The sequence below is a fragment of the Mycobacterium sp. NGS59 genome, from assembly GCF_059812345.1.
Genome location: NZ_JCALCN010000024.1, coordinates 51,761 through 74,695, shown reverse-complemented (window position 1 = coordinate 74,695; position 22,935 = coordinate 51,761). Strand labels below are relative to the sequence as shown.

Sequence of the window (22,935 nt, the reverse complement as noted above, 5' to 3'; positions counted from 1 at the left end):
TCATCCTCCACGGCGGGGCGCAGCCCCCTGGTTAGCTGCTCGCGCAGCAAGGGCGCGGCGGGCTAGGTTGGCAGCGTGACACCCACCTTCGCCGACCTGGCCAACGCGCAGTACATCCTGCTCACCACGTTCACCAAGGACGGCCGGCCCAAGCCGGTGCCGATCTGGGCCGCGGCGCAAGGCGACCGTCTGTTGGTCATCACCCAGGCGAAGTCCTGGAAGGTCAAGCGGATTCGCAACACCCCGCGGGTCACGCTGGCGATCTGCGACATGCGCGGCAACCCGAAGAGCGAAGCCGTCGAGGGCACCGCGGCCATCCTGGACAAATCACACACCGCCGCCGTCTACGACGCGATCGGTAAGCGCTACGGCATCGTCGGCAAGGTCTTCAACCTCGTCAGCAAGCTGCGCGGCGGCATGGAGAACAACGTCGGCCTCGAACTGAAGGTGGCCTGACCGGAATTCAGCCGAGGTGCTCGCCGAAGAACGCGAAGACTCGGCGCCACGCGTCTTCGGTCGCGGCCTCGTCGTAGCCGAATCCGGCGATGCGCAGCAGCGGTTGCCGGGGCAGCTGGTTGGCGAAGCTGTGCCCGGCGCCCGGATAAGACTTGATGTCGGCGGTGATGTTCTTGGCCTCCGTCACCTTGCGCAGTTTCGCGGCCGCCCCAACGCCCAGCGGATCGCGGTTGCCGAAGCTGGCCACGACCGGGCAGGCGCCCTCCAGGGTCTGGTCGAGCCGGCGCGGCAGCGGAGTGCCGTAGAACGGCGCCGAAGCGCCGAAACCCTTGGGCGACAAGACCAGTGCGAACTGGCCGCCCATGCAGAAGCCCGCGATGCCGACCTTCCCGGAACAGTCGGGGCGGGCGAGCAGATGCTCGCGCGCGGCCAGCACGTCGTCGATCGATCGACCCCGCTGAGTCATCACCTCGCGCATCACCCGGGTGATGCATCGGGCGCGGCCGCCGCGCGCGTACAGGTTGGGCGTCAGCGCCAGAAAGCCCGCTTGCGCGATGCGCTGCGACACCGACTCGTTGTCGGGCGCATAGCCGATCGCGTCGTGGACCACCACCACACCGGGCCACGGGCCGTCGCCCTCCGGGACGCTCAGCAGCGCATCGATCGGTCCGGCCGGGGTGTCGAGCTCAATCGTCGTCATAGCGTCATCTAACTGCAGCCGCGACGCGACCGTGCGAGGAACTCCCGGACGATGCCCGGACGTTGGTCCTGACGTGTTAGGACGGGTGCTTCTCAGCTACGCCGTCGTCGAGCTCATGGTGACCATCGGGCTGTCGGCGGCGATCGGTGTCGGCTGGACGATTGCGGTGCTGACGGCCGCCTTCGTCCTCGGACTGGCGCTGGGGGTGCCGCTGGGCGGGTTGCAGCTCAGTCGCGGATTCACGAAGTTGCGGTCCGGTTCCTCAGAGCCGAGCAGCGCCCTGACCGACGGCGCACTGACCGCGCTGGCCACCGGCCTGCTCGTCATTCCCGGCCTGGCCACCACCGCGCTGGGTTTGTTGCTGCTGGCGCCACCGATCCGCACTGCGACCCGGCCCGCATTGGCGGCGATCGCGTGGCGCGTTTTCGAACGCCGGGTCCCGCTGGTCACCGACCATCGGCCCGAAGGCGACTACATCGACGGCGAGGTGATCGACGTCGTCGAAGGCGAGGCCCCGACGTTGCCCGGCGCGCCGGGCGTCTATGAGCGAAGCATCCGGCACCCGTAGTTTGACGCTGTGACGCAGGTTCCGACCAAGCTGTTGGTCAACGGCCGGATACACAGCCCGACGCATCCGGACGCCACCGCGATGGCGGTGCGCGGCGAGGTCGTCGCCTGGTTGGGTCGCGACGACGTTGGGCGCAGCCAATTCCCGGACGCCGAGGTGCAGGATCTCGATGGGGCCTTCGTGGCACCGGGATTCGTCGACAGCCACATCCATCTGAGCGCCACCGGCCTGTCGATCAGCGGTTTGGACCTGCGCACAGCTGACTCGAAGGCGCACTGCCTGCAGCTGGTGGCCGACTACGCGGCCGCGCACCCCGGCCGGCCGGTGTGGGGGCACGGCTGGGACGAGTCAGCCTGGCCGGAGGACACCCCGCCGAGCACCGCCGAGCTCGACGGGGTGCTCGGCGACCGCCCGGCCTACCTGGCCCGAGTCGACGTGCACTCGGCGTTGGCGTCGTCGGCTCTGCGCCGACAGCTGCCCGATCTGGCGGCATCCGCCGGGTTCGCTGAACAGCGGCCGCTGACCGGCGACGCGCATCACCTGGTCCGATCCGTCGCACGCGGACTGCTCACCGACGGTCAACTCGCCGAGGCCCGCGCCGCGGCGCTCCGAGCGCTGGCCGCGGCGGGCATCGTCGCGGTCCACGAATGTGGGGGACCGGAGATCGGCGGACTCGACGACTGGCTGAGTTTGGCCGCTCTCGAGCACGGCGTCGAAGTGATCGGCTACTGGGGTGAAGCGGTGACCACCGCGGCGCAGGCCCGCGCTCTGATATCGGAGACCGGGGCCCGTGGCCTGGCCGGAGACCTTTTCGTCGACGGCGCGCTGGGTTCGCGCACCGCCTGGCTGCACGAGGCGTACGCCGATGCGCCCGGATGTACCGGCACCCGCCACCTCGACCCGGCCGCCATCGAGGCGCACCTGCGGGCGTGCAGTACCGCCGACGTCACCGCCGGTTTCCACGTGATCGGGGATGCCGCGGTATCTGCGGTCGTGGATGCCCTCGAACGAGTGGTGACCGACCTCGGGGTGCCCACGGTCGCCCGCTGCGGGCACCGACTCGAGCACCTGGAGATGGTCACCGCCGAGCAGGCCGCCAAACTCGGCTCGTGGGGCGTCATCGCCAGCGTCCAGCCCAACTTCGACGCGCTGTGGGGTGGCAACGACGGCATGTACGCGCAGCGCCTAGGCCCGCAACGAGGTTCTCAGCTGAACCCGCTCGCGCTGTTAGCATCCCAAGGCGTGCCTCTCGCCCTCGGTTCCGACGCGCCCGTCACCGCCTTCGAGCCGTGGGCAAGCGTGCGGGCGGCGGTCCATCACCGAACGCCGGGCAGCGGGGTGTCGGCACGCGCGGCGTTCGCGGCCGCGACGCGCGGCGGCTGGCGGGCCGCCGGTGTCCGCGACGGGGTGAGCGGCACGTTGGTTCCGGGGGCGCCCGCCTCCTACGCGGTGTGGGAGGCCGGTGTGCTCGACGTCAGCGCACCCCGCGACGACGTCCAGCGCTGGTCCACCGATCCCCGCTCCCGGGTGCCGGCACTGCCCCGACTCGAGGCGGCGGACGATTTGCCGGCTTGCCGCCAAACCGTGCACCGGGGTGCGGTCATCCATGGCTGACCGGCCGGAGGACCGGGTAACCGAGAACGGTCCGGAGCAAACCGACGAGGATTTGCCGGTTGCCGAACCCGAGGAGTTGCCGGCCGAACCCGAGGAGTTGCCGGCGGACCCCGAGGAATTGGCAACCCCGACTCGGAAGCCGATGACGCGCCGTGTCCGCGCCGCATTGGTACCGCGGGCGGCGCGCCTGATCGCCGCCCTGAGCGCCGGCGGCCTGATGTATGCGAGCTTCGCACCGTTGAACTGGTGGTGGGCCGCCGTCATCGCGATCGCGCTGCTGACCTGGGTGCTCACCCGGCCCGCCACCACACCCGTCGGGGGATTCGGCTACGGATTCCTGTTCGGTCTGGCGTTCTACGTGCCATTGCTGCCCTGGACCAGCACGCTGGTCGGGGTGATGCCCTGGCTGGTGCTGGCCACGGCCTGCGCGCTCTTCCCCGGCCTCTTCGGTCTGTGTGCCGTCGTGGTCCGCCGACTGCCTGGCTGGCCGGTGTGGTTTGCGGTGTTGTGGGGTGCGCAGGAATGGCTGAAATCCGTCGTCCCGTTCGGCGGGTTCCCCTGGGGGTCGGTGGCGTTCGGTCAAGCCGAGGGCCCGCTGCTGCCGCTGGTGCAACTGGGCGGGGTCGCGCTGCTCTCCAGTGCGGTCGTGCTGGTAGGCGCCAGCCTGACTGCGTTCGGAGCCGAGATCGTGCGCTGGCTGCGCGCCGGGGTCGCGCCCGCCAAGACCGAGCCGCCGGCCGTGGTGTTGCCCGCGGTGAGTATCTGTCTGGTGCTGACGGCGGCGATGTTGGTGTGGCCGCAGGTACGGCACGCCGGGGCGGGGTCGGGCAGTGAACCCAGCATCAACGTCGCCGTCGTCCAGGGCAACGTGCCGCGGTTGGGACTCGGGTTCAATGCCCAACGCCGCGCGGTGCTGGACAACCACGTCAGCCAGACGCTGCAGCTCGCCGAAGACGTGCATGCCGGGACGGTTCCGCAGCCCTATTTCGTCATCTGGCCGGAAGACTCCTCGGACATCGACCCGCTGGCCAACCCCGACGCCGCGCAGGTCATTTCCCGGGCGGCCGAGGCCATCGGCGCACCCATCCTGATCGGCACCGTCATGGATGCGCCGGAAAGGATGGACCAGGACCCGGCATACACCAACACGATGATCGTGTGGAATCCCGGCACCGGACCCGCCGACCGGCACGACAAGGCGATCGTGCAGCCGTTCGGCGAGTACCTGCCCATGCCCTGGCTGTTCCGGCACCTGTCCGGGTACGCCGACCAGGCCGGCCACTTCGTTCCCGTCCCCGGCTCCGGCGTGGTCCACATGCGCGGAGTTCCGGTCGGCGTCGCCACCTGCTGGGAAGTGGTATTCGACCGGGCGCCGCGCGATGCGGTTCGGCACGGCGCGCAGTTGCTGACCGTCCCCAGCAACAACGCCACCTTCACCAAGACGATGAGCGAGCAGCAGCTGGCCTTCGCGAAGGTCCGGGCCGTCGAGCACGACCGCTACGTCCTGGTGGCCGGCACCACCGGGATCAGCGCGGTGATCGCTCCGGATGGTGCGGAGCTGATGCGCACCGACTTCTTCGTCCCGGCTTACCTGGACAGCGCGGTGCGCCTGAAAACCACGTTGACGCCGGCCACCCGTTGGGCTCCGATCGTGCAGTTGGTGCTGGTCGGAGCGGCTGGCGCAGTGATTCTGGTCGCGATACGGCACAATGGTCATTTCTCGGATCGGTTTCGGCGGCCGACGCGTCGACGGTCCGGGCCGACGGACGAACCCAAAGATCCCGATACGCCGTCAGCTGAAACCGACGATTCGGATGCTGCGGCGGACGTTGACAGTGCGAACGACGCCCCATCCTCCGACGACGAAGACAGCGGGCGCACCTCTATCGGGCGAAATGAAGGAGCTACATGACCACCGGCCAGCCTGTTCCCGAGGTGTCGGGCAGCAGTCCCAGTCAGCGCACCCTGGTCATCATCCCCACCTACAACGAGCGGGAGAACCTGCCGCTGATCCATCGGCGGGTCAAGGACGCCTGCCCCGGCGTTCATATCCTGGTCGTCGACGACAGCAGCCCGGACGGCACCGGTCAATTCGCCGACGAACTGGCAGCCGCCGACGCCGGTTGCACGCACGTGCTGCATCGCACCGCCAAGAACGGGCTGGGAGCGGCGTATCTGGAAGGCTTCGCCTGGGGTCTGAGCCGCGGCTACACGGTGCTGGTCGAGATGGACGCCGACGGCAGTCACGCGCCCGAACAGCTGTACCGCCTGCTGGAGGCGGTCGACGCCGGAGCGGACCTGGCCATCGGCTCGCGCTACATCCACGGCGGCACCGTGCGGAACTGGCCGTGGCGGCGCTGGGCCCTGTCGTGGACCGCGAACACCTACTCGCGGCTGGCGCTGGGTGTCGGGGTGCACGACATCACCGCCGGCTACCGCGCCTATCGCCGCGAGGTGCTCGAGACGATCGACCTGGACACCGTCGACTCCAAGGGTTACTGCTTCCAGATCGAGATGACCTGGCGCAGCGTCAACGCCGGGTTCGAGGTCGTCGAGGTGCCGATCACGTTCACCGAGCGAGAGATCGGCGTATCGAAGATGAGCGGCTCCAACATCCGCGAGGCGCTGGTCAAAGTCGCTCAATGGGGCGTTGAAGGTAGGCGCGATCGCAGTCGGTCGACTCGCGCGCAGACCAGGTCTCGATCGCCGCGCCGCTAGCCGCTGCCGCGTTTAGGGTGCAGCATTTTGAGCGTGAAACCTGGGCGTTGCGGGTGAAACCTGGGCGGGATCCCGCCGATTTTCCCGCCCTGGCTTCACCCCGAAAGCCGTCGTTTCACAATCAACGCCAAGGATGCACGCTCAACGCCGTGCAGCAGGCAGAGCGTCCGCGCGCGTAACGCCTAACCGCGCCGCCGCGACCGAATCAGCTCCAGGCGCTCCTTGAGCAGTTCTTCGAGCTCCTCGACCGAACGGCGCTCCAGCAGCATGTCCCAGTGCGTACGCGGCGGCTTGACCTTCTTCGGCTCGGGCAGGTCACCCTCGATCAGGGTGCCTTCCATACCGTTACGGCACAGCCAGGTGCCAGGGATCTCCGCGTCGTCGGCGAACGGAACTTCGAACTCTTCGCCGTTCTCGGTGCGATAGCGCGCAATCTGACGTGGTGCCAGGTCGTGATTGCGGTCGGTCTCATAGCTCACGGCTCCGAGGCGACTGCCTCGCAGGACACGATCAGCCATTGGTGCTGCTCCTTTGGGTCCGGTGAGCTCTCGATGCTCCCGTCATGCGAATCTCTCTAAGCAAACGTTAAGACTGCTTACGTAGTTCCCGGCTCGGGGATCGCGGCAAACGCGCGACGCGACACTCGATGATACCGGGATCGCGGACAGGATCGGACTAAAGTCGGCAGCCGTGACCCGTCGTGTTCGTCCCCAACCGTGCCGCTGGTGTGGTCGGGAGGTGACCGACGTCGGGATGGGACGTCGCCGCCAGTACTGCCGGCAGTCGTGCCGCCAGCGGGCTTACGAGCAGCGGGCCATGGTCGCCAGGGGCGAGGCCGGAGCTCAGTCGACCCTCTCGCCCGACGCCGTGGTGCTGTCCGCCGACGAAGCGGCCGACCTCTCGGATCGGGTCTACCAGCTCCGGTGCGCTGCCGAAGATGTGGCCACCGCGGTCGACGAAAACGCGGGAACCGCGGAGTTGCGGGTGCTGTGCGACGAACTGCTGCGTGCCGCCCGGGCGGCCGACGGGTGGCGGCGCGTCGGCGTCTGAGCCGCCCGTTCGCTTTGCTGCTGAATACCTTGTTTGGCGTTGACCATGAAGCTAGTGTTAATCCCCAGATAGCTGGGAGGGGATGCCATGAGGCGCACAGCAATCGTTGCCGTATCGGTTGTCCTGGTAATCGTGCTGCTGGTCACGGGTTGCGGCCCCTCGCGGAAACAGCAGAAAAGACGATCGAAGTCGTCGACGACGACTACCAGCCAGGCGTCCGGCGTCAATAGCGCTGGCATCGAAAACCGGATCGTCATAGCTCTACAAGGGCTGAAATCGAACGGGAGACCGAGCTTGGACTCCGGGTCGGTCGCCGCGACCTGCCCGGCCACCATCGAAGCTCGGCGGGGCGCGACGTTCGACTGCACGTTGAAGGCCAACCAGGCCACCGGTTCGCGCGAGCCGATGACGGGAACCGGCACCGTGACGCTCAGCGAGCCGAGCGGCAAGACGTTCTCGTTGAAGTACAAACTCGAGGGCAGTACCTCCACGGTCAGCGGCAGCATGACTTCGGTGCCCTGAGCCCGGCCCTGACGCCGTCGCCCTGCGAGAACAACGGAGACGTCGTCACGAAGCGCGGTACAGTCGCGCAATGACTGAAGGCCCGGGTGTACAAGGGAGTGCAGGGCCATCGATCACCAACTTGCGCGGGCACCGGGATGCCCAGCAGCTTTTCGCCGAAGCCGGGAGCATCTGACGTTTTTGAAATCCTGCCGGAGTTGGCGATACTCACCAGCGACATTCTTGGTCGGAGCGCAGCACGAAGCCGCCGCTTCATGCAGCACCTCTGAAGGCTCGGCGAACGCCGCAGCGGGGGTCAGAGACGACCGAATTAACCGAGGGGTTTGGTAATGGCTGATCAACTCCAGCACGCAACCGAGGCGTTGCGGAAAGCGCTGGTGCAGGTGGAGCGCCTGAAGCGCACCAACCGCGCGCTGCTGGAGCGGGCCAGCGAGCCGATCGCGATCGTGGGCATGTCCTGCCGGTTCCCCGGTGGCGTCGACTCCCCGGAAGCCTTGTGGCAGATGGTCGCCGACGGCCGCGACGTGATCTCGGAATTCCCGACCGACCGCGGCTGGGACGTGGGCGCGCTGTTCGACCCCGATCCCGACGCGGCGCACAAGACCTATGCCAACACCGGCGGCTTCGTCGACGGCGTCGCCGACTTCGATCCGGCGTTCTTCGGGATCGCCCCCAGCGAGGCGTTGGCCATGGATCCCCAGCACCGGATGCTGCTGGAGTTGTCCTGGGAAGCACTGGAGCGGGCCGGGATCGACCCGGGCGGACTGCGCGGCAGCGCCACCGGTGTGTTTGCCGGGATCATCGCCCAGGGCTACGGCATGTTTGCTGAAGAGATTGAGGGCTACCGGCTCACCGGTATGACGTCCAGTGTCGCGTCCGGCCGGGTGTCCTACGTGCTGGGTCTGGAAGGTCCGGCGGTGTCGGTGGACACGGCGTGTTCGTCGTCGCTGGTGGCGTTGCACATGGCGGTGCAGTCGCTGCGCACGGGAGAGTGCGACCTGGCCCTGGCCGGCGGCGCCACCGTCAACGCCACCCCGACGGTCTTCGTGGAGTTCAGCCGGCATCGTGGCCTGGCTCCGAACGGACGGTGCAAGGCGTACGCGCAGGCCGCCGACGGCGTCGGCTGGTCCGAGGGCGGCGCCATGGTGGTGGTGGAGCGGCTTTCGGACGCGCAGCGCCTCGGCCATCCGGTGCTGGCCGTGGTGCGGGGCACGGCGGTGAACCAGGACGGCGCCTCCAACGGCTTGACCGCGCCGAACGGTCCCTCGCAGCAGCGGGTGGTGCGGGCTGCGCTGGCCAACGCCGGATTGTCGGCCACTGACGTGGACGTGGTGGAAGGTCACGGCACGGGTACCACGCTGGGCGATCCGATCGAGGCGCAGGCGTTGCTGGCCACCTACGGACAGGGGCGCACGCAACCGCTGTGGTTGGGGTCGGTCAAGTCGAACATGGGCCACACCCAGGCCGCCGCCGGAGTCGCGGGCGTGATCAAGATGGTGCAGGCGATGCGGCACCAGGTCTTGCCCGCGACGCTGCACGTCGACGCACCCAGCCCACATGTGGACTGGTCGGCGGGTTCTGTTGCGCTGCTGACCGAGTCGCAGGCATGGCCGGCCGGCGACCGCGCTCGCCGCGCGGCAGTGTCGTCGTTCGGGATCAGCGGCACCAACGCCCATGTGATTATCGAGTCGGTGCCGGAGTCGCCGGCGCGCGAGCCCGGCCCGGCGCGGCCCGCGGTGCCGTGGGTGCTGTCGGCCAAGTCGGAGACCGCGTTGCGGTCGCAGGCGGCCCGACTAGCCGAATACCTGGGTGCCCGAGACGATTTGGACGTAGCCGACGTCGGTTGGTCCCTGGCGGGCCGGTCGGTTTTCGAGCACCGCGCCGTCGTGGTCGGCGCGGACCGGCAGGCATTGCTGGCCGGGTTGGCCGAGGTGGCCGACGACGCCCCGGCCGCCACGGTCATCCGCGGTGTCGCTCAGCCGGTCGGCAAGACCGTCTTCGTCTTTCCCGGCCAGGGCTCCCAATGGGTCGGCATGGGCGTCGAATTGCTGGACACCGCACCAGCTTTCGCCCGTCAGATCGAGGCGTGCGAGGCGGCGTTCGCGGAGTTCGTGGACTGGTCGTTGATCGACGTCCTGCGCGGCGCGCCCGGTGCGCCCGGCTTGGACCGCGTCGACGTCGTACAGCCGGTGCTGTTCGCGGTCATGGTGTCCTTGGCCGAACTGTGGAAGTCGCTCGGGGTGCGCCCCGACGCGGTCATCGGGCACTCCCAGGGTGAGATCGCCGCCGCTTTCGTCGCGGGCGGACTGTCCCTGCGAGACGCGGCCAAGGTGGTCACGCTGCGCAGCCGGCTGCTGACCGGTTTGGCCGGTCCCGGTGGCATGGTGTCCATCGCGTGCGGTGTCGAGCAGGCGCGTGAGTTGTTGGCGCCGTTCGGTGCCCGTATCGACATCGCCGCCGTCAACGGTCCGTCGGCGGTCGTGGTGTCCGGGCAGGTGACCGCGCTCGAGGAACTGATCGCGGTGTGCACGGACCGGGAATTGCGCGTCCGCCGCATCGACGTCGACTACGCGTCGCACTCGGCCGAGGTCGAAGCCATCCGCAGCGAACTCGCCGAGGTGCTGGCCGGGATAGCACCGATGTCGTCGCGTACCGCATTCTTCTCGACGGTGACCGGAAGCCGTTTGGACACCGCCGATCTGGATGCCGACTACTGGTATCGCAACATCCGCCAGACGGTGCAGCTCGACCAGGCCGTGCGCAGCGCGTGCGGGCACGGGTATCGGGTGTTCATCGAATCCAGCCCGCACCCGGCCCTCATCACCGGCATCGAGAACACCGTCACCGACTGTGTGGCGGGCGACGCCGAACCGATCGTGGTGCCGACCCTGGGACGCGAGGACGGCGGGCTGCGGCGATTCCTGTCCTCAGCCGCCGCGGCCTGTGTTGCCGGCGTCGCAGTGGACTGGCGCGGCGCGCTGGCCGGGGCGAGTTTGGTGGAGTTGCCCACGTATGCCTTTGACCGGCGGCGCTTTTGGCTGTCCAGCGAAGCTTTCGACGCCGACGCGTCGGGTCTGGGATTGGCTGCCAGCGAACACCCGCTGATGCGCGCTGTGGTGGAGCTACCGGCCTCGGGCGGGGTAGTGCTGACCGGACGGCTGTCGCCGACCGCGCAGGGCTGGCTGGCCGACCACGCGGTGTCGGGAATGGTGGTATTTCCCGGAACCGGGTTCGTGGAGTTGGCGATCCGCGCCGGCGACGAAGTCGGTTGCTCGGTGGTCGACGAGCTGACGTTGCGGTCCCCGCTGGTGATTCCCGGCGGCAATTCGGTTGCGGTGCAAGTGGTCGTCGGTGCGGCCGCCGACGAGACCGGGCAGCGCAGCGTGTCCATCTACTCCCACGCCGACGTCGACGGCGCGTGGGTGTGCCATGCCGAGGGAACCTTGAGCGCCGCGACCGTCGAACCCGACGCGGACCTGTCGGTCTGGCCTCCGGCGGGTGCAGTCGGGATCGACCTGTCCGACGGCTACGAGCGGCTGGCCCAGCAGGGCTACGGGTACGGACCGGCGTTTCGCGGGCTGACCGCATTGTGGTCCCGAGGCGAGGAATTGTTCGCCGAGGTGACATTGCCGGAGGCGGCCGGCGGCGCCACCGGATTCGGCGTGCACCCCGCCCTGCTGGACGCCGCGCTGCACGCGGCGGTACTGGCGAACCCGGCGGGCGACGTGGTGCTGCCCTTCTCCTGGCAGGGCGTGTCGTTGCATGCCGCGGGGGCGTCGAGTGTGCGAGCGCGGATCGCGCCGGTCGGACAGTCGGCGGTCTCGGTGGAACTGGCCGACGGGTTGGGTCTGCCGGTGTTGTCGGTGCAGGCGATGGCGGCCCGCCCGATCTCCGAGCAGCGGTTGCGGGCCGCGGTCTCCGGGACCGGTCCCGACCGGCTGTTCGAGATGGCCTGGGCGCCGGCCACCTCCGCCGGCGCCGACATTCCGTCCTACCAGATCTTCGAATCCGTTGCGTTGCATACCGATCCGGTGAGCGAAACATATGAGCGCACCCGCAGCGCACTGACCGCCGTGCAGTCCTGGCTGAGCGACCATGAATCGGGAGTCTTGGTGGTCGCGACCCGAGGCGCGGTGGCGCTGCCGGGCGACGACGTCACCGATCTGCCGGGCGCGGCGGTCTGGGGTCTGGTGCGCTCGGCGCAGACCGAGAATCCGGGCCGGCTGGTGTTGGTCGATTCCGATGCGCCCGTTGATGATTCGACGGTAGCGGCCGCGCTCGCGGTCGGGGAGCCGCAGGTGTTGCTGCGGGCGGGGCAGGCCTACACCCCGCGGGTGCGCGCCAGTCGTGCCGTCGACGGCATCCTGGATCCGCCGGCCGGGGAGGGACCGTGGCGGCTGGGGCTCAGCAGCGCAGGCACATTCGAGAACCTGCAACTGGAACCGGTGCCGAACGCCGGCGCCCCGTTGCAGCCGGGTTATGTCCGGGTCGCGCTGCGGGCCATCGCGGCCAACTTCCGCGACATCATGATCACCCTGGGCATGTTCACCCACGAAGCGCTGCTGGGCGGTGAAGGTGCCGGTGTGGTCGTCGAAGTCGGCCCCGGCGTCACCGATTTCGCGGTCGGCGACGCGGTGTATGGCTTCTTCCCCGACACCAGCGGCACCCTGGTGCCCGGCGACGTCCGATTGCTGCTGCCGATGCCTTCGGACTGGACCTACGCCGAAGCCGCCGCGATCTCGGCCGTCTTCACCACCGCGTGGTTCGCGTTCATCGACCTGGCGGCCGCCAAACCAGGGCAACGGGTCCTGATCCACGCCGCCGCGGGTGGCGTGGGCATGGCCGCCACCCAGCTGGCCCGGCACCTGGGTCTGGAAGTGTTCGCCACCGCCAGCAAGGGCAAGTGGGACACGCTGCGCGCGATGGGATTCGACGAGGACCACATCTCCGATTCGCGCAGCCTGGAGTTCGAGGAGAAGTTCCGCACCGTCACCGGTGGGGCGGGATTCGACATCGTGCTGGACTCGCTGGCCGGCGAATTCGTCGACGCCTCACTGCGTTTGGTCGCACCCGGTGGCATCTTCCTGGAAATGGGCAAGACCGACATCCGCGACCCCGGCGCGGTCGCCCAGGAGTACCCGGGCGTGCGGTACCGGGCCTTCGACCTGTTCGAACCCGGCCGTCCTCGCATGCACGAGTACATGCTGGACCTCGCCGAACTCTTCGACACCGGCGTGCTGCGCCCGTTGCCGGTCACGACGTTCGACATCCGGCGGGCACCGGCGGCGCTGCGATACCTGAGCCAGGCGCGCCACATCGGCAAGGTCGTCCTGACGCTGCCCGACGCATGGGCACAGGGCACGGTGCTGATCACCGGTGGCACCGGCATGGTCGGTTCGGCGTTGGCGCGTCACGTCGTCGCACGACACGGGGTGCGGCATCTGCTGCTGCTCAGCCGACGCGGCCCGGACGCGCCGGGAGCCGTGGCGTTGACCGCCGAGCTGGAGGCCGCGGGCGCCCAGGTGCAGGTGCTGGCGTGTGACGCGGCCGACCGGCCGACCTTGGCGAAGGTGATCGCCGACATCCCGGTGCAGCGGCCGCTGTCGGCGGTGATCCACGCAGCCGGGGTGCTCGACGATGCGGTGCTCACCTCCCTGACACCGGAGCGGGTTGACCCGGTGTTGCGGGCCAAGGTGGACGGCGCCTGGAACCTGCACGAGTTGACGCGCGACCTGGATGTGTCTGCGTTCGTGCTGTTTTCGTCGATGGCCGGACTGGTGGGCTCGTCGGGGCAGGCCAACTATTCGGCGGCGAACTGCTTCCTGGACGCACTGGCCGCGCACCGGCGCGCCCATCGGCTGCCGGCGATGTCGCTGGGCTGGGGGCTGTGGGATCAGGCCAGCGACATGACGGGCGGGCTGGACGCCGCCGATCTGGCACGTCTGGGCCGCGAAGGGGTCCTGGCGTTGTCGTCGCAGGAGGCGCTGGAACTGTTCGACACCGCGTTGATCGTCGACGAGCCGTTCCTGGTGCCTGCCCGTATCGACCTGTCCGCGTTGCGGGCCCACGCGGTCGCGGTGCCGCCGATGTTCCGCGATCTCGTCAACGCGCCGACCCGCCGTCAGGTGGACGACTCACTGGCCGCCGCCAAGTCGAAATCCGCTCTCGCGCAACGCTTGCATGCGCTGTCAGAGCCCGAGCAGCATGCTCTGTTGCTGGACCTGGTGCGTTCCCACATCGCTACGGTGCTCGGTAACGTCACCCCGGAGGCCGTCGACCCCGACAAGGCTTTCCAGGAGTTGGGTTTCGACTCGCTGACCGCCGTGGAGATGCGCAACCGCCTCAAAACCGCGACCGGCCTTTCGCTTTCACCGACCCTCATCTTCGACTATCCGACCCCCAACGGCCTGGCCTCCTACATCCGCACCGAACTCGCCGGCGTGCCGCAGGAGATCAAGCACGTCCCGGCGGTGCGCACCGACACCACTGACGACCAGATCGCGATCGTCGGCATGTCGTGCCGCTACCCGGGTGGGGTGCAATCCCCGGAAGACCTCTGGGACATGGTGATCCGGGGCCGCGATGTGCTGTCGGATTTCCCGACCGATCGGGGCTGGGACCTGGGCGGGCTCTACAACCCCGATCCCGACGTCGCCGGCACCTGCTACACGCGCACCGGCGGCTTCCTGGACGGTGTCGCCGACTTCGACCCGGCGTTCTTCGGGATCGCGCCCAGTGAAGCGCTGGCGATGGATCCTCAGCAACGTCTGTTCCTGGAACTGTCCTGGGAAGCGTTGGAGCGCAGCGGAATCGACGCCGCGGCACTGCGCGGCAGCGCGACCGGTGTGTTCGCCGGCGTGTACACCCAGGGTTACGGGATCGGCGCGGCGCAGACCGCGGAGGGTTTCCGGTTGACCGGGCAGTCCTCGAGTGTCGCGTCGGGCCGGGTGGCGTATGTGCTGGGTCTGGAAGGTCCGGCGGTCTCGGTGGATACGGCGTGTTCGTCGTCGTTGGTGGCGTTGCACATGGCGGTGCAGTCGCTGCGGTCGGGGGAGTGCGATCTTGCGCTGGCTGGTGGGGTCACCGTCAACGCCACACCGGACATCTTCGTGGAGTTCAGCCGCATGCGCGGACTGTCGGCCGACGGGCGCTGCAAGGCTTTCGCCGGCGCGGCCGACGGCACCGGCTTCTCCGAGGGCGGCGGAATGCTGGTGGTGGAGCGGCTTTCGGACGCGCAGCGGCTGGGGCATCCGGTGCTGGCGGTGGTGCGGGGTTCGGCGATCAACCAGGACGGCGCCTCCAACGGCTTGACCGCGCCGAACGGTCCCTCGCAGCAGCGGGTGGTGCGGGCGGCGCTGGCCAACGCGGGTTTGTCGGCGGCCGATGTGGATGCGGTCGAGGGGCACGGCACCGGCACCACGCTGGGCGATCCCATCGAGGCCCAGGCGCTGCTGGCCACTTACGGGCAGGGCCGCACCCAACCGTTGTGGTTGGGGTCGGTCAAGTCGAACATGGGTCACACCCAGGCCGGTGCCGGTGTGGCCGGTGTGATCAAGATGGTCCAGGCAATGCGGCACGAGGTGTTGCCGGCGACGTTGCACGTCGACACGCCCAGCCCGCATGTGGACTGGACGACGGGTTCTGTTGCGCTGCTGACCGAATCTCAGGGGTGGCCGGCCGAGGGCGGGCCCCGGCGCGCGGGGGTGTCGTCGTTCGGGATCAGCGGCACCAACGCGCATGTGATCATCGAGTCGGTGCCGGCGGCGCCGCCTCGGGAGCCCGGCCCGGTGCGGCATGCGGTGCCCTGGGTCGTGTCGGCCAAGTCCGCCGCGGCGCTGCGCACGCAGGCGGCCCGGTTGGCCGAATACATCGGTGCCCGCGCCGCTTTGGATGCCGTCGACGTCGGTTGGTCCCTGGCCAGCCGGTCCGCCTTCGAGCACCGCGCGGTCGTCGTCGGTGAAGACCGGGACGCCCTGCTGGCCGGCCTCTCGGAGTTGGCTTCCGAAGATGGGACCGGTGCAGGCATCCAAGGGGTCGCTCAGCCCGGCAAGACCGCCTTCGTGTTCCCGGGTCAAGGCGCCCAGATGCTGGGCATGGGAATACGGTTGCACGCGGCCTATCCGGTGTTCGCCGAGGCGTTCAACGCCGTCGTCACCGAATTGGACCGCCACCTGCTGCGCCCACTGCGTGAGGTGATGTGGGGTCCGGAGGAAAGCCTGCTCAACAGCACCGAGTTCGCGCAGCCGGCGTTGTTCGCCGTCGAGGTCGCGCTGTTCCGGTTGCTGGAATCCTGGGGTGTGCGAGCCGATTTCGTGATGGGGCATTCCGTCGGCGAGCTGTCGGCCGCACACGTGGCCGGTGTGCTGTCGTTGGAGAACGCCGCGGTCCTGGTTGCCGCGCGGGGCCGGTTCATGCAGCGCCTCGATGCCGGCGGCGCCATGGCCGCGGTGCAGGCCACCGAGGACGAGGTCAGGCCGCTGCTGGGTCCCGAGGTCAGCATCGCCGCGGTCAACGGCCCTGCCTCGGTGGTCATTTCGGGTGCCTCCGACCAGGTGGCCGCGCTGGTCGACCAATTCCGTGCCGACGGTCGCCGGGTCCACCCGCTCGCGGTGTCACACGCGTTCCACTCGGCACTGATGGACCCGATGATCGACGAGTTCGGGGCGGTCGCCGCCGGACTTCCATTCGGGCCGCCGACAATCCCGGTCATCTCGAACGTGACCGGCGCGCTCGCCGGAGACGACTTCGGCACGGCCGCCTACTGGAAACGTCATGCGCGGGAAGCGGTTCGGTTCTCCGACAGCATCCGCTTCGCGCAGTCGGCCGGCGCGACCCGCTTCCTCGAGGTCGGTCCCAGCGGTGGTTTGACGGCCGCCATCGAAGAGTCGCTGCCCGATGCCGCGGTCGCCACGATCAGCACGATGCGCAAGGACCGGCCCGAACTGACGACGCTGACCACTGCGATGGCCCAGGCATTCGTCGCGGGTGTGCCGGTGGACTGGCAGGCGTTGCTTGGGCAGGCCGATTTCGTCGAACTGCCCACGTATGCCTTTGAGCGACGCAGATTTTGGCTGTCCAATGACGGCGCGACGGTGGACGCGGCCGGCTTGGGCTTGACCGCGGGTGAGCACGCGTTGCTGGGCGCGGTGGTCGAATTGCCGTCGTCGGGCGGGGTGGTGCTGACCGGTCGGCTTTCCTCGGCCGCCCACGGCTGGCTGCGCGACCACGCGGTGGGTGGCGTGGTGATCTTCCCGGGTGCCGGTTTCGTGGAGCTGGCCATCCGCGCCGGTGACCAGGTCGGCTGCTCGGTGGTCGACGAACTGACCCTGGCCGCTCCGCTGATCGTGCCCGAATCGGGTTCGGTGGCGGTGCAAGTCGTGGTCGACGCCGCGGACGAAACCGGTTCCCGGCAGGTGTCGGTGTTCTCCCGCGCCGAGGGATCGGGATGGCTGCTGCACGCCGAGGGTTCGGTGAGTGCCGGTGCCGCGCAGTCCGGTACGGATCTGTCGGCGTGGCCGCCGGTGGGAGCCCAGCCGGTGGACGTGTCCGGAACCTATGAGCGGCTGGCCGAAAGTGGGTATGGCTACGGTCCGGCGTTCCAGGGTCTGACGGCGATGTGGCGGCGCGGTGACGACGTGTTCGCCGAAGTGACGCTGCCTGCCACGGCCGGGTTGTCCTCGGCGGGCTTCGGGGTGCATCCGGTGGTGCTGGATGCGGCCCTGCACGCGCTGATCGCGACCGGGGATGTGATCGACCGTGCCGACGGGGTCCTGGTCCCGTTCGCCTGGCAGGGCGTATCTCTGCACGCGGCGGGCGCGTCGGCGGTGCGGGCCCGCATCACGCCGACCGGACCGTCGTCGGTGTCGGTGGAACTGGCCGACGCGCTGGGTCTGCCGGTGTTGTCGGTGGCCTCGATGGTGGCCCGCCCGGTGACCGAGCAACAGCTCAAGGCCGCCCTGTCCGGTTCCGGCGCCGACCGGCTGTTCGACGTGGTCTGGTCGCCGTCACCGGCGTCGACGACCGATGGCACCCCGGTCTACCAAGTGTTCGAGTCGCAGCCCGTCGCCGGCGACACCCTCGCCGGGGTGTATGCGGCGACGCACGCCGCGCTGCGTGCCGTGCAGTCCTGGCTCGCCGAACACGACGCCGGGGTGCTGGTAGTGGTCACCAGAGGCGCCGTGGCGGCGCCCGGCGAGGACGTCACCGACCTGGCCGGAGCCGCGGTCTGGGGCCTGGTGCGGTCAGCCCAGACCGAGCATCCCGGCCGGATCGTGTTGGTGGACACCGACGTATCCATCGGCGACGACGAAGCGGCGGCCGTCCTGGCGGTGGGTGAGCCGCAGGTCTTGTTGCGCAACGGAACCACCCACATCGCACGGGTACACGGCAGCCGCGCCGCACGCGGGCTGTTGACCCTGCCCGCCGAGGGCCCCTGGCGATTGGGCATGAGCACCCCGGGCACGTTCGAGAACCTGCGCGCCGAACCGATCCCCGACCTCGATGGCCCGTTGCCGCCGCGTCAGGTCCGCATCGCCACCACGGCGATGGCCGCCAACTTCCGCGACGTGATGATCGCGCTGGGACTCTACCCCGACGCCCACGCGGCCATGGGCGTCGAGGCCGCCGGAACGGTGATCGAAACCGGTTCGCAGGCAACCCGTTTCGCGGTGGGCACTCGGGTCACCGGGCTGTTCCCGGACGGAACCGGGACCGTGGCCACCACCGACGAACGGCTGCTGATCGAGATACCGGCCGGGTGGTCCGACACCGCCGCGGCCACCGCCCCCGTGGTCTTCGCGACCGCCTACTACGCGCTGAAGGTTCTCGCCGATGTGCGGCCCGGGCAACGGCTGCTGGTGCATGCGGCCGCCGGCGGGGTGGGCATGGCCGCGGTGCAGCTGGCCCGGCACTGGGGTATGGAGGTCTTCGCCACCGCCAGCAAGGGCAAGTGGGACACGTTGCGGGCCTTGGGGTTCGATGACGATCACATCGCCGATTCACGCAGCCTGGAGTTCGAGGAGAAGTTCCGCGCGGTAGCCGCCAGGGCAGGCGCAGCCGGAATGGATGTCGTGCTCGATTCACTGTCCGGCGATTTCGTCGACGCCTCGCTACGACTGGTCACCCCGGGCGGGATCTTCCTGGAAATGGGTAAGACCGACATCCGCGATGCCGCTGTGGTGGCCGAGCAACACACCGGTGTGCGCTACCGCGCCTTCGACCTGTTCGAGGCCGGGCCCGACCACATCCAGCGGATGCTGAGCGAACTGTCCGAACTGTTCGCCGCCGGCGTCCTGAATCCGTTGCCGGTCACCACGTTCGACGTTCGACGGGCACCGGCCGCGTTGCGCTACCTGAGCCAGGCGCGTCACGTCGGCAAGGTGGTGATGAGCACCAGTTCTGCGGTGGCGGACGGCACGGTCCTGATCACCGGCGGCACCGGCATGGCGGGTTCCGCGCTGGCCCGGCACCTGGTGACCCGCCACCGGGCGCGCCACCTGGTGCTGGTGAGTCGTCGTGGGCCGGATGCACCGGGGGCGGCCGAACTGACCGAAGAGCTGACCGCGGCCGGCGCTGACGTTCGGGTAATCGCCTGTGACGCCGCCGATCGGGACGCCTTGGCCGAGGTGATCGCCTCCATCCCGGCGCAGCATCCGTTGTCGGCGGTGATCCATGCGGCGGGGACCCTGGACGACGCGGTGGTGACGTCGCTGACCCCGGACCGCGTCGATGCGGCGCTGCGGGCCAAGATCGACGCTGCCTGGAACCTGCACGAGTTGACCCGCGACCTGAAACTGTCCGCGTTCGTGATGTTTTCGTCGATCGCAGGTCTGGCCGGCGCCTCCGGGCAGGCCAACTACGCGGCGGGCAACTCGTTCCTGGACGCGCTGGCCGCCCACCGGCACGCGCACGGGCTGCCGGCCATCTCCCTCGGCTGGGGGCTGTGGGACCAGACCAGCAGCATGACCGGCGAATTGGGCAAGGCCGATCTGGCCCGCTTCGCCCGCGACGGCATCGTGGCGATGTCGTCGGACGAAGCACTCGAACTGCTCGACACCGCGCTGATCCTCGACGAGCCGTTCCTGCTGCCGGCCCACATCGACCTGGTGGCGCTGCGCGCCAAGTTCGACGCCGGCACGTTGCCGCCGATGTTCGTCGACCTGATCAACGCTCCGGCGCGACGGCAGGTCGACGACTCACTGGCCGCCGCCAAGTCGAAATCCGCGCTGCTGCAACGCCTGGACGGCCTGCCCGAGGATGAGCAGCACACCATCCTGCTGGATCTGGTGCGCTCGCACATCGCCACCGTACTGGGCAGCGGCACACCGGAATCCATCCATCCCGACCGCGCCTTCCAGGAACTGGGCTTCGACTCGCTGACCGCGGTCGAGATGCGCAACCGGCTCAAAGCCGCCACCGGCCTGCCACTTTCGCCGACACTGATCTTCGACTACCCGAACTCGGCTGCGCTGGCCGGCTACTTCCGCCAGGAGTTGCTGGGCAGCGACAGCCCGCAGGCTCAACCCGCGGCGCCGGGTGAAGAGGAGCTGCAGCGGGTGGTCGCCTCCATTCCGGTACGGCGACTGCGTCAGGCCGGCGTGCTGGATCTGTTGCTGAGCCTTGCCGACGAGGCCAACGCTACGGACGGCGACCGCAACGGCGCCCAGGACGCGCCGGGTGGGACGGCCGTGAAGGACATCGCCGACATGGACCTCGACGATCTGGTCAGCGCGGCGTTCATGGACGACGACGAATAGTGGCAATGCAGTGAGGGTCGCCGTCACCGGGGCCAGCGGAGTCCTCGGCCGCGGCCTGGTCGCCAGGCTGCTCAGCCAGGGTCACGAAGTGATGGGAATCGACATCCGCCGGCCCGAAAGCTGGCCGAGCGCAGCCGAGTTCGTTGCCACAAACCTCCGCGACGCGGCGACGGTGCGGCGGGCCGTGTCCGGCGCGGACGCGGTCGCGCATCTCGAGCCCGCACCCGACGCCATGTCCGACGTCCTGCACGCCGACGGCAAACGCATCGTGTTCGCGTCTTCGGCGCGCGTCTACGGCGACGTGATCGGACCGGTGACCGAAGACGCGCCGACGGCTTCCGACGGCACCGGACACGCGCACGCCGAACGGCTGCTTGCGGCGTCCGGAACACCGTGGGTCGCGGTCCGTTTGCCGCTCGTGGTGGGCCGCGGTGCCGACGACGAGCTGCGCCGTGTCGCGGCGCTACCGGTGCTGCCCGTCGACTCCGCCGATCGCCGGGTGCAACTGGTGCACGTCGACGACGCGCTGCGGCTGCTGAACGCAGCACTGGTGCGCGACGAGTTCGTCAGCGGCCCAGTCAATCTCGCGGCGTCAGGCTCGCTGACCTGGCGGCAGGTGGCGGCGGCCCTGGGTCGTCGGGTCCTGCCGGTCGGGACCAAACTCGCCGGGCGGAGCCGTTTCTCGGTCCTGCGGAGTGCTCCACTGCTGGATACCTCGCGGTTGCAGCACGTTTGGGAGTTCACCCCGGCCTGGACCGCCGAGGAATGCCTGGAGGATTTCGCCTTGGCGGTGCGAGGTCGAGTCACGCTGGGCAAGCGGGTGCTGTCGGTGCCGTGGCGATTGGCGCCCGTCCAGGATCTGCCGGCGGTCGACACCGCCGCAGACGACGGCGTCGTACCGCAACTGGCGGGCCCGGAAGGGGCCAACGGCGAGTTCGACACCCCGATCGACCCGCGGTTCCCGACGTTCCTGGCCACCAACCTGTCCGAGGCGCTGCCCGGGCCGTTCTCGCCGTCGTCGGCGTCGGTGACGGTACGGGGACTCCGCGCCGGCGGTGTCGGCATCGCCGAACGGTTGCGGCCGGGTGGTGTGGTGCAGAAGGAAATCGCGATGCGCACGGTCGCGGTGTTCGCGCACCGGCTCTACGGCGCGATCACGTCAGCGCACTTCATGGCCGAGACCGTCCCGTTCGCCAAACCGACGACCATCGTCAGCAACAGCGGATTCTTCGGTCCGAGCATGGCCTCGCTGCCGATCTTCGGTGACCAACGGCCACCGTCGCAGACCAATCCCGTTCGCCGCCAACTGCGGACTTTGCGCAACATCGGGGTGTTCGGCGTCAACCTGGTGGGGCTGTCCGCCGGCTCGCCGCTCGACACCGGTGACTACATCGCCGATATCGAGCGCCTGGAACAACTCGTCGGTGACGACGTCGCCGGCCTCGGCGATCGGAGGCTGCGCAGCCTGATCCTGTTGGCGCGCGACCACGTCGTGCACGGCTGGCTGCTGGCGTCGGGTTCGTTCATGCTGTGCGCGGCGTTCAACGTGTTGCTGCGCGGGTTGTGCGGACGGGAAACCGCCCCGGCGGCCGGACCGGAACTGGTCAGCGCCCGGTCGGTGGAGGCGGTGCAGCGCCTGGTGGCGGCGGCCCACTCCGATCCGACGGTGATGGGCGTGCTCGCCGAACCCGGCGAACGACTGGACAAGCTGGCCGTGGAGGCTCCGGAGTTTCACTCCGCGGTGCTGGCCGAGCTGGCACTGATGGGACACCGCGGCCCGGCCGAAGTCGAGATGCTGTCGACGAGTTACGCCGACGATCCTGAGCTGCTGATCCGGATGGTGACCAAGACACTCGGCGCACCGCCCGCCCCGGCGCCACGATACACGCCGATTCCGTTGCGCGCCAGGCCGATTGCTGTGCTGGCCGCACGGCAGTTGCGCGACCGTGAGGTGCGCCGCGACCGGATGGTGCGCGCCATCTGGGTGCTGCGCGGGCTGCTGCGCGAGTACGGACGTCGGCAGGCCGAGGAAGGCGTGTTCGGGTCCCCCGACGACGTGTTCTACCTGCTGGTCGACGAGCTCGACGCGTTGCCGCCCAACGTTTCCGAGTTGGTGGCCCGGCGTCGCGCCGAGCAGCGTCGCCTGATCGCCGTCGTCCCGCCGATCGTGTTCAGCGGCGCCTGGCAGCCGACCACGTCGTCGGCGGCGGTGCTGGCCGGCGGGGACACCCTGCGCGGAGTCGGCGTCTGCGGCGGCCGGGTGCGCGGGCGGGTGCGGATCGTGCGCCCCGAGACCATCGACGACCTGCAACCCGGCGAGATCCTCGTCGCCGAAGTCACCGACGTCGGTTACACCGCCGCGTTCTGCTACGCCGCCGCGGTGGTCACCGAGCTGGGCGGGCCCATGTCCCATGCCGCCGTGGTGGCCCGCGAGTTCGGGTTCCCGTGCGTCGTCGACGTGCGGGACGCGACCCGCGTGTTGCCCTTGGGTGCGCTGGTCGAAGTCGACGGCACGACGGGCGAAATCCACCTTCTCGAACCCTGATCGAGCT

The 22,935-nt window shown here is 69.3% G+C and carries 9 protein-coding genes and 2 pseudogenes; 9 read left to right on the top strand and 2 right to left on the bottom strand.

Annotation, left to right across the window (positions count from 1 at the left end; genetic code table 11):
- The first annotated feature begins 75 nt into the window (after positions 1 to 75).
- Positions 76 to 456, top strand: coding sequence for a PPOX class F420-dependent oxidoreductase (locus AC5Y46_RS21530; RefSeq protein WP_499945973.1), 381 nt, complete (start codon positions 76 to 78; stop codon positions 454 to 456).
- Positions 457 to 463: 7 nt separating this feature from the next.
- Here the strand turns inward: AC5Y46_RS21530 and AC5Y46_RS21525 are convergent, their stop codons facing one another.
- On the bottom strand, positions 464 to 1,156 hold the full coding sequence (locus AC5Y46_RS21525; RefSeq protein ID WP_499992955.1) for a dienelactone hydrolase family protein: 693 nt from the start codon (positions 1,154 to 1,156) through the stop codon (positions 464 to 466).
- A 73-nt stretch (positions 1,157 to 1,229) separates the two neighbouring features.
- On the opposite strand from AC5Y46_RS21525, the gene AC5Y46_RS21520 reads away from it, so the two are divergent.
- The 4 genes and pseudogenes from AC5Y46_RS21520 to AC5Y46_RS21505 form a co-directional block, all read left to right on the top strand.
- Positions 1,230 to 1,724: an FxsA family protein gene (locus AC5Y46_RS21520; protein WP_499945971.1), complete on the top strand. Its 495-nt coding sequence runs from the start codon at positions 1,230 to 1,232 to the stop codon at positions 1,722 to 1,724.
- A gap of 9 nt (positions 1,725 to 1,733) precedes the next feature.
- A complete protein-coding gene (locus AC5Y46_RS21515) occupies positions 1,734 to 3,338 on the top strand; it encodes an amidohydrolase (protein ID WP_499945970.1) in 1,605 nt (534 codons plus the stop codon).
- Between the two features lie 142 nt (positions 3,339 to 3,480).
- Positions 3,481 to 5,104, top strand: a pseudogene (lnt, locus tag AC5Y46_RS21510) (apolipoprotein N-acyltransferase); the annotation flags it as partial.
- A 133-nt stretch (positions 5,105 to 5,237) separates the two neighbouring features.
- Positions 5,238 to 6,056 (top strand): annotated as a pseudogene (locus tag AC5Y46_RS21505) (polyprenol monophosphomannose synthase); the annotation flags it as partial.
- A gap of 182 nt (positions 6,057 to 6,238) precedes the next feature.
- Here AC5Y46_RS21505 and rbpA read toward each other — a convergent pair.
- A complete protein-coding gene (rbpA, locus tag AC5Y46_RS21500; RefSeq protein WP_083114870.1) occupies positions 6,239 to 6,574 on the bottom strand; it encodes an RNA polymerase-binding protein RbpA in 336 nt (111 codons plus the stop codon).
- A gap of 172 nt (positions 6,575 to 6,746) precedes the next feature.
- Between rbpA and AC5Y46_RS21495 the strand changes: the two genes are divergently transcribed.
- The 4 genes from AC5Y46_RS21495 to AC5Y46_RS21480 all read left to right on the top strand — a co-directional run bounded on the left by AC5Y46_RS21495 (position 6,747) and on the right by AC5Y46_RS21480 (position 22,928).
- Positions 6,747 to 7,106: a hypothetical protein gene (locus tag AC5Y46_RS21495; protein WP_499945969.1), complete on the top strand. Its 360-nt coding sequence runs from the start codon at positions 6,747 to 6,749 to the stop codon at positions 7,104 to 7,106.
- Positions 7,107 to 7,400: 294 nt separating this feature from the next.
- On the top strand, positions 7,401 to 7,628 hold the full coding sequence (locus tag AC5Y46_RS21490) for a hypothetical protein (RefSeq protein WP_499945968.1): 228 nt from the start codon (positions 7,401 to 7,403) through the stop codon (positions 7,626 to 7,628).
- Positions 7,629 to 7,957: 329 nt separating this feature from the next.
- Positions 7,958 to 20,383 (top strand): type I polyketide synthase, encoded by a 12,426-nt coding sequence (locus AC5Y46_RS21485; RefSeq protein ID WP_499992948.1) that lies wholly within the window; start codon positions 7,958 to 7,960, stop codon positions 20,381 to 20,383.
- Between the two features lie 10 nt (positions 20,384 to 20,393).
- A complete protein-coding gene (locus AC5Y46_RS21480; protein ID WP_499992945.1) occupies positions 20,394 to 22,928 on the top strand; it encodes a PEP-utilizing enzyme in 2,535 nt (844 codons plus the stop codon).
- Positions 22,929 to 22,935: the final 7 nt, after the last annotated feature.

Bases quoted from the DNA above. Each gene is read 5' to 3' on its own strand.
- AC5Y46_RS21525 (WP_499992955.1), bottom strand. From the start codon at position 1,156: ATGACGACGATTGAGCTCGACACCCCGGCCGGACCGATCGATGCGCTG.
- rbpA (WP_083114870.1), bottom strand. From the start codon at position 6,574: ATGGCTGATCGTGTCCTGCGAGGCAGTCGCCTCGGAGCCGTGAGCTAT.
- AC5Y46_RS21485 (WP_499992948.1), top strand. From the start codon at position 7,958: ATGGCTGATCAACTCCAGCACGCAACCGAGGCGTTGCGGAAAGCGCTG.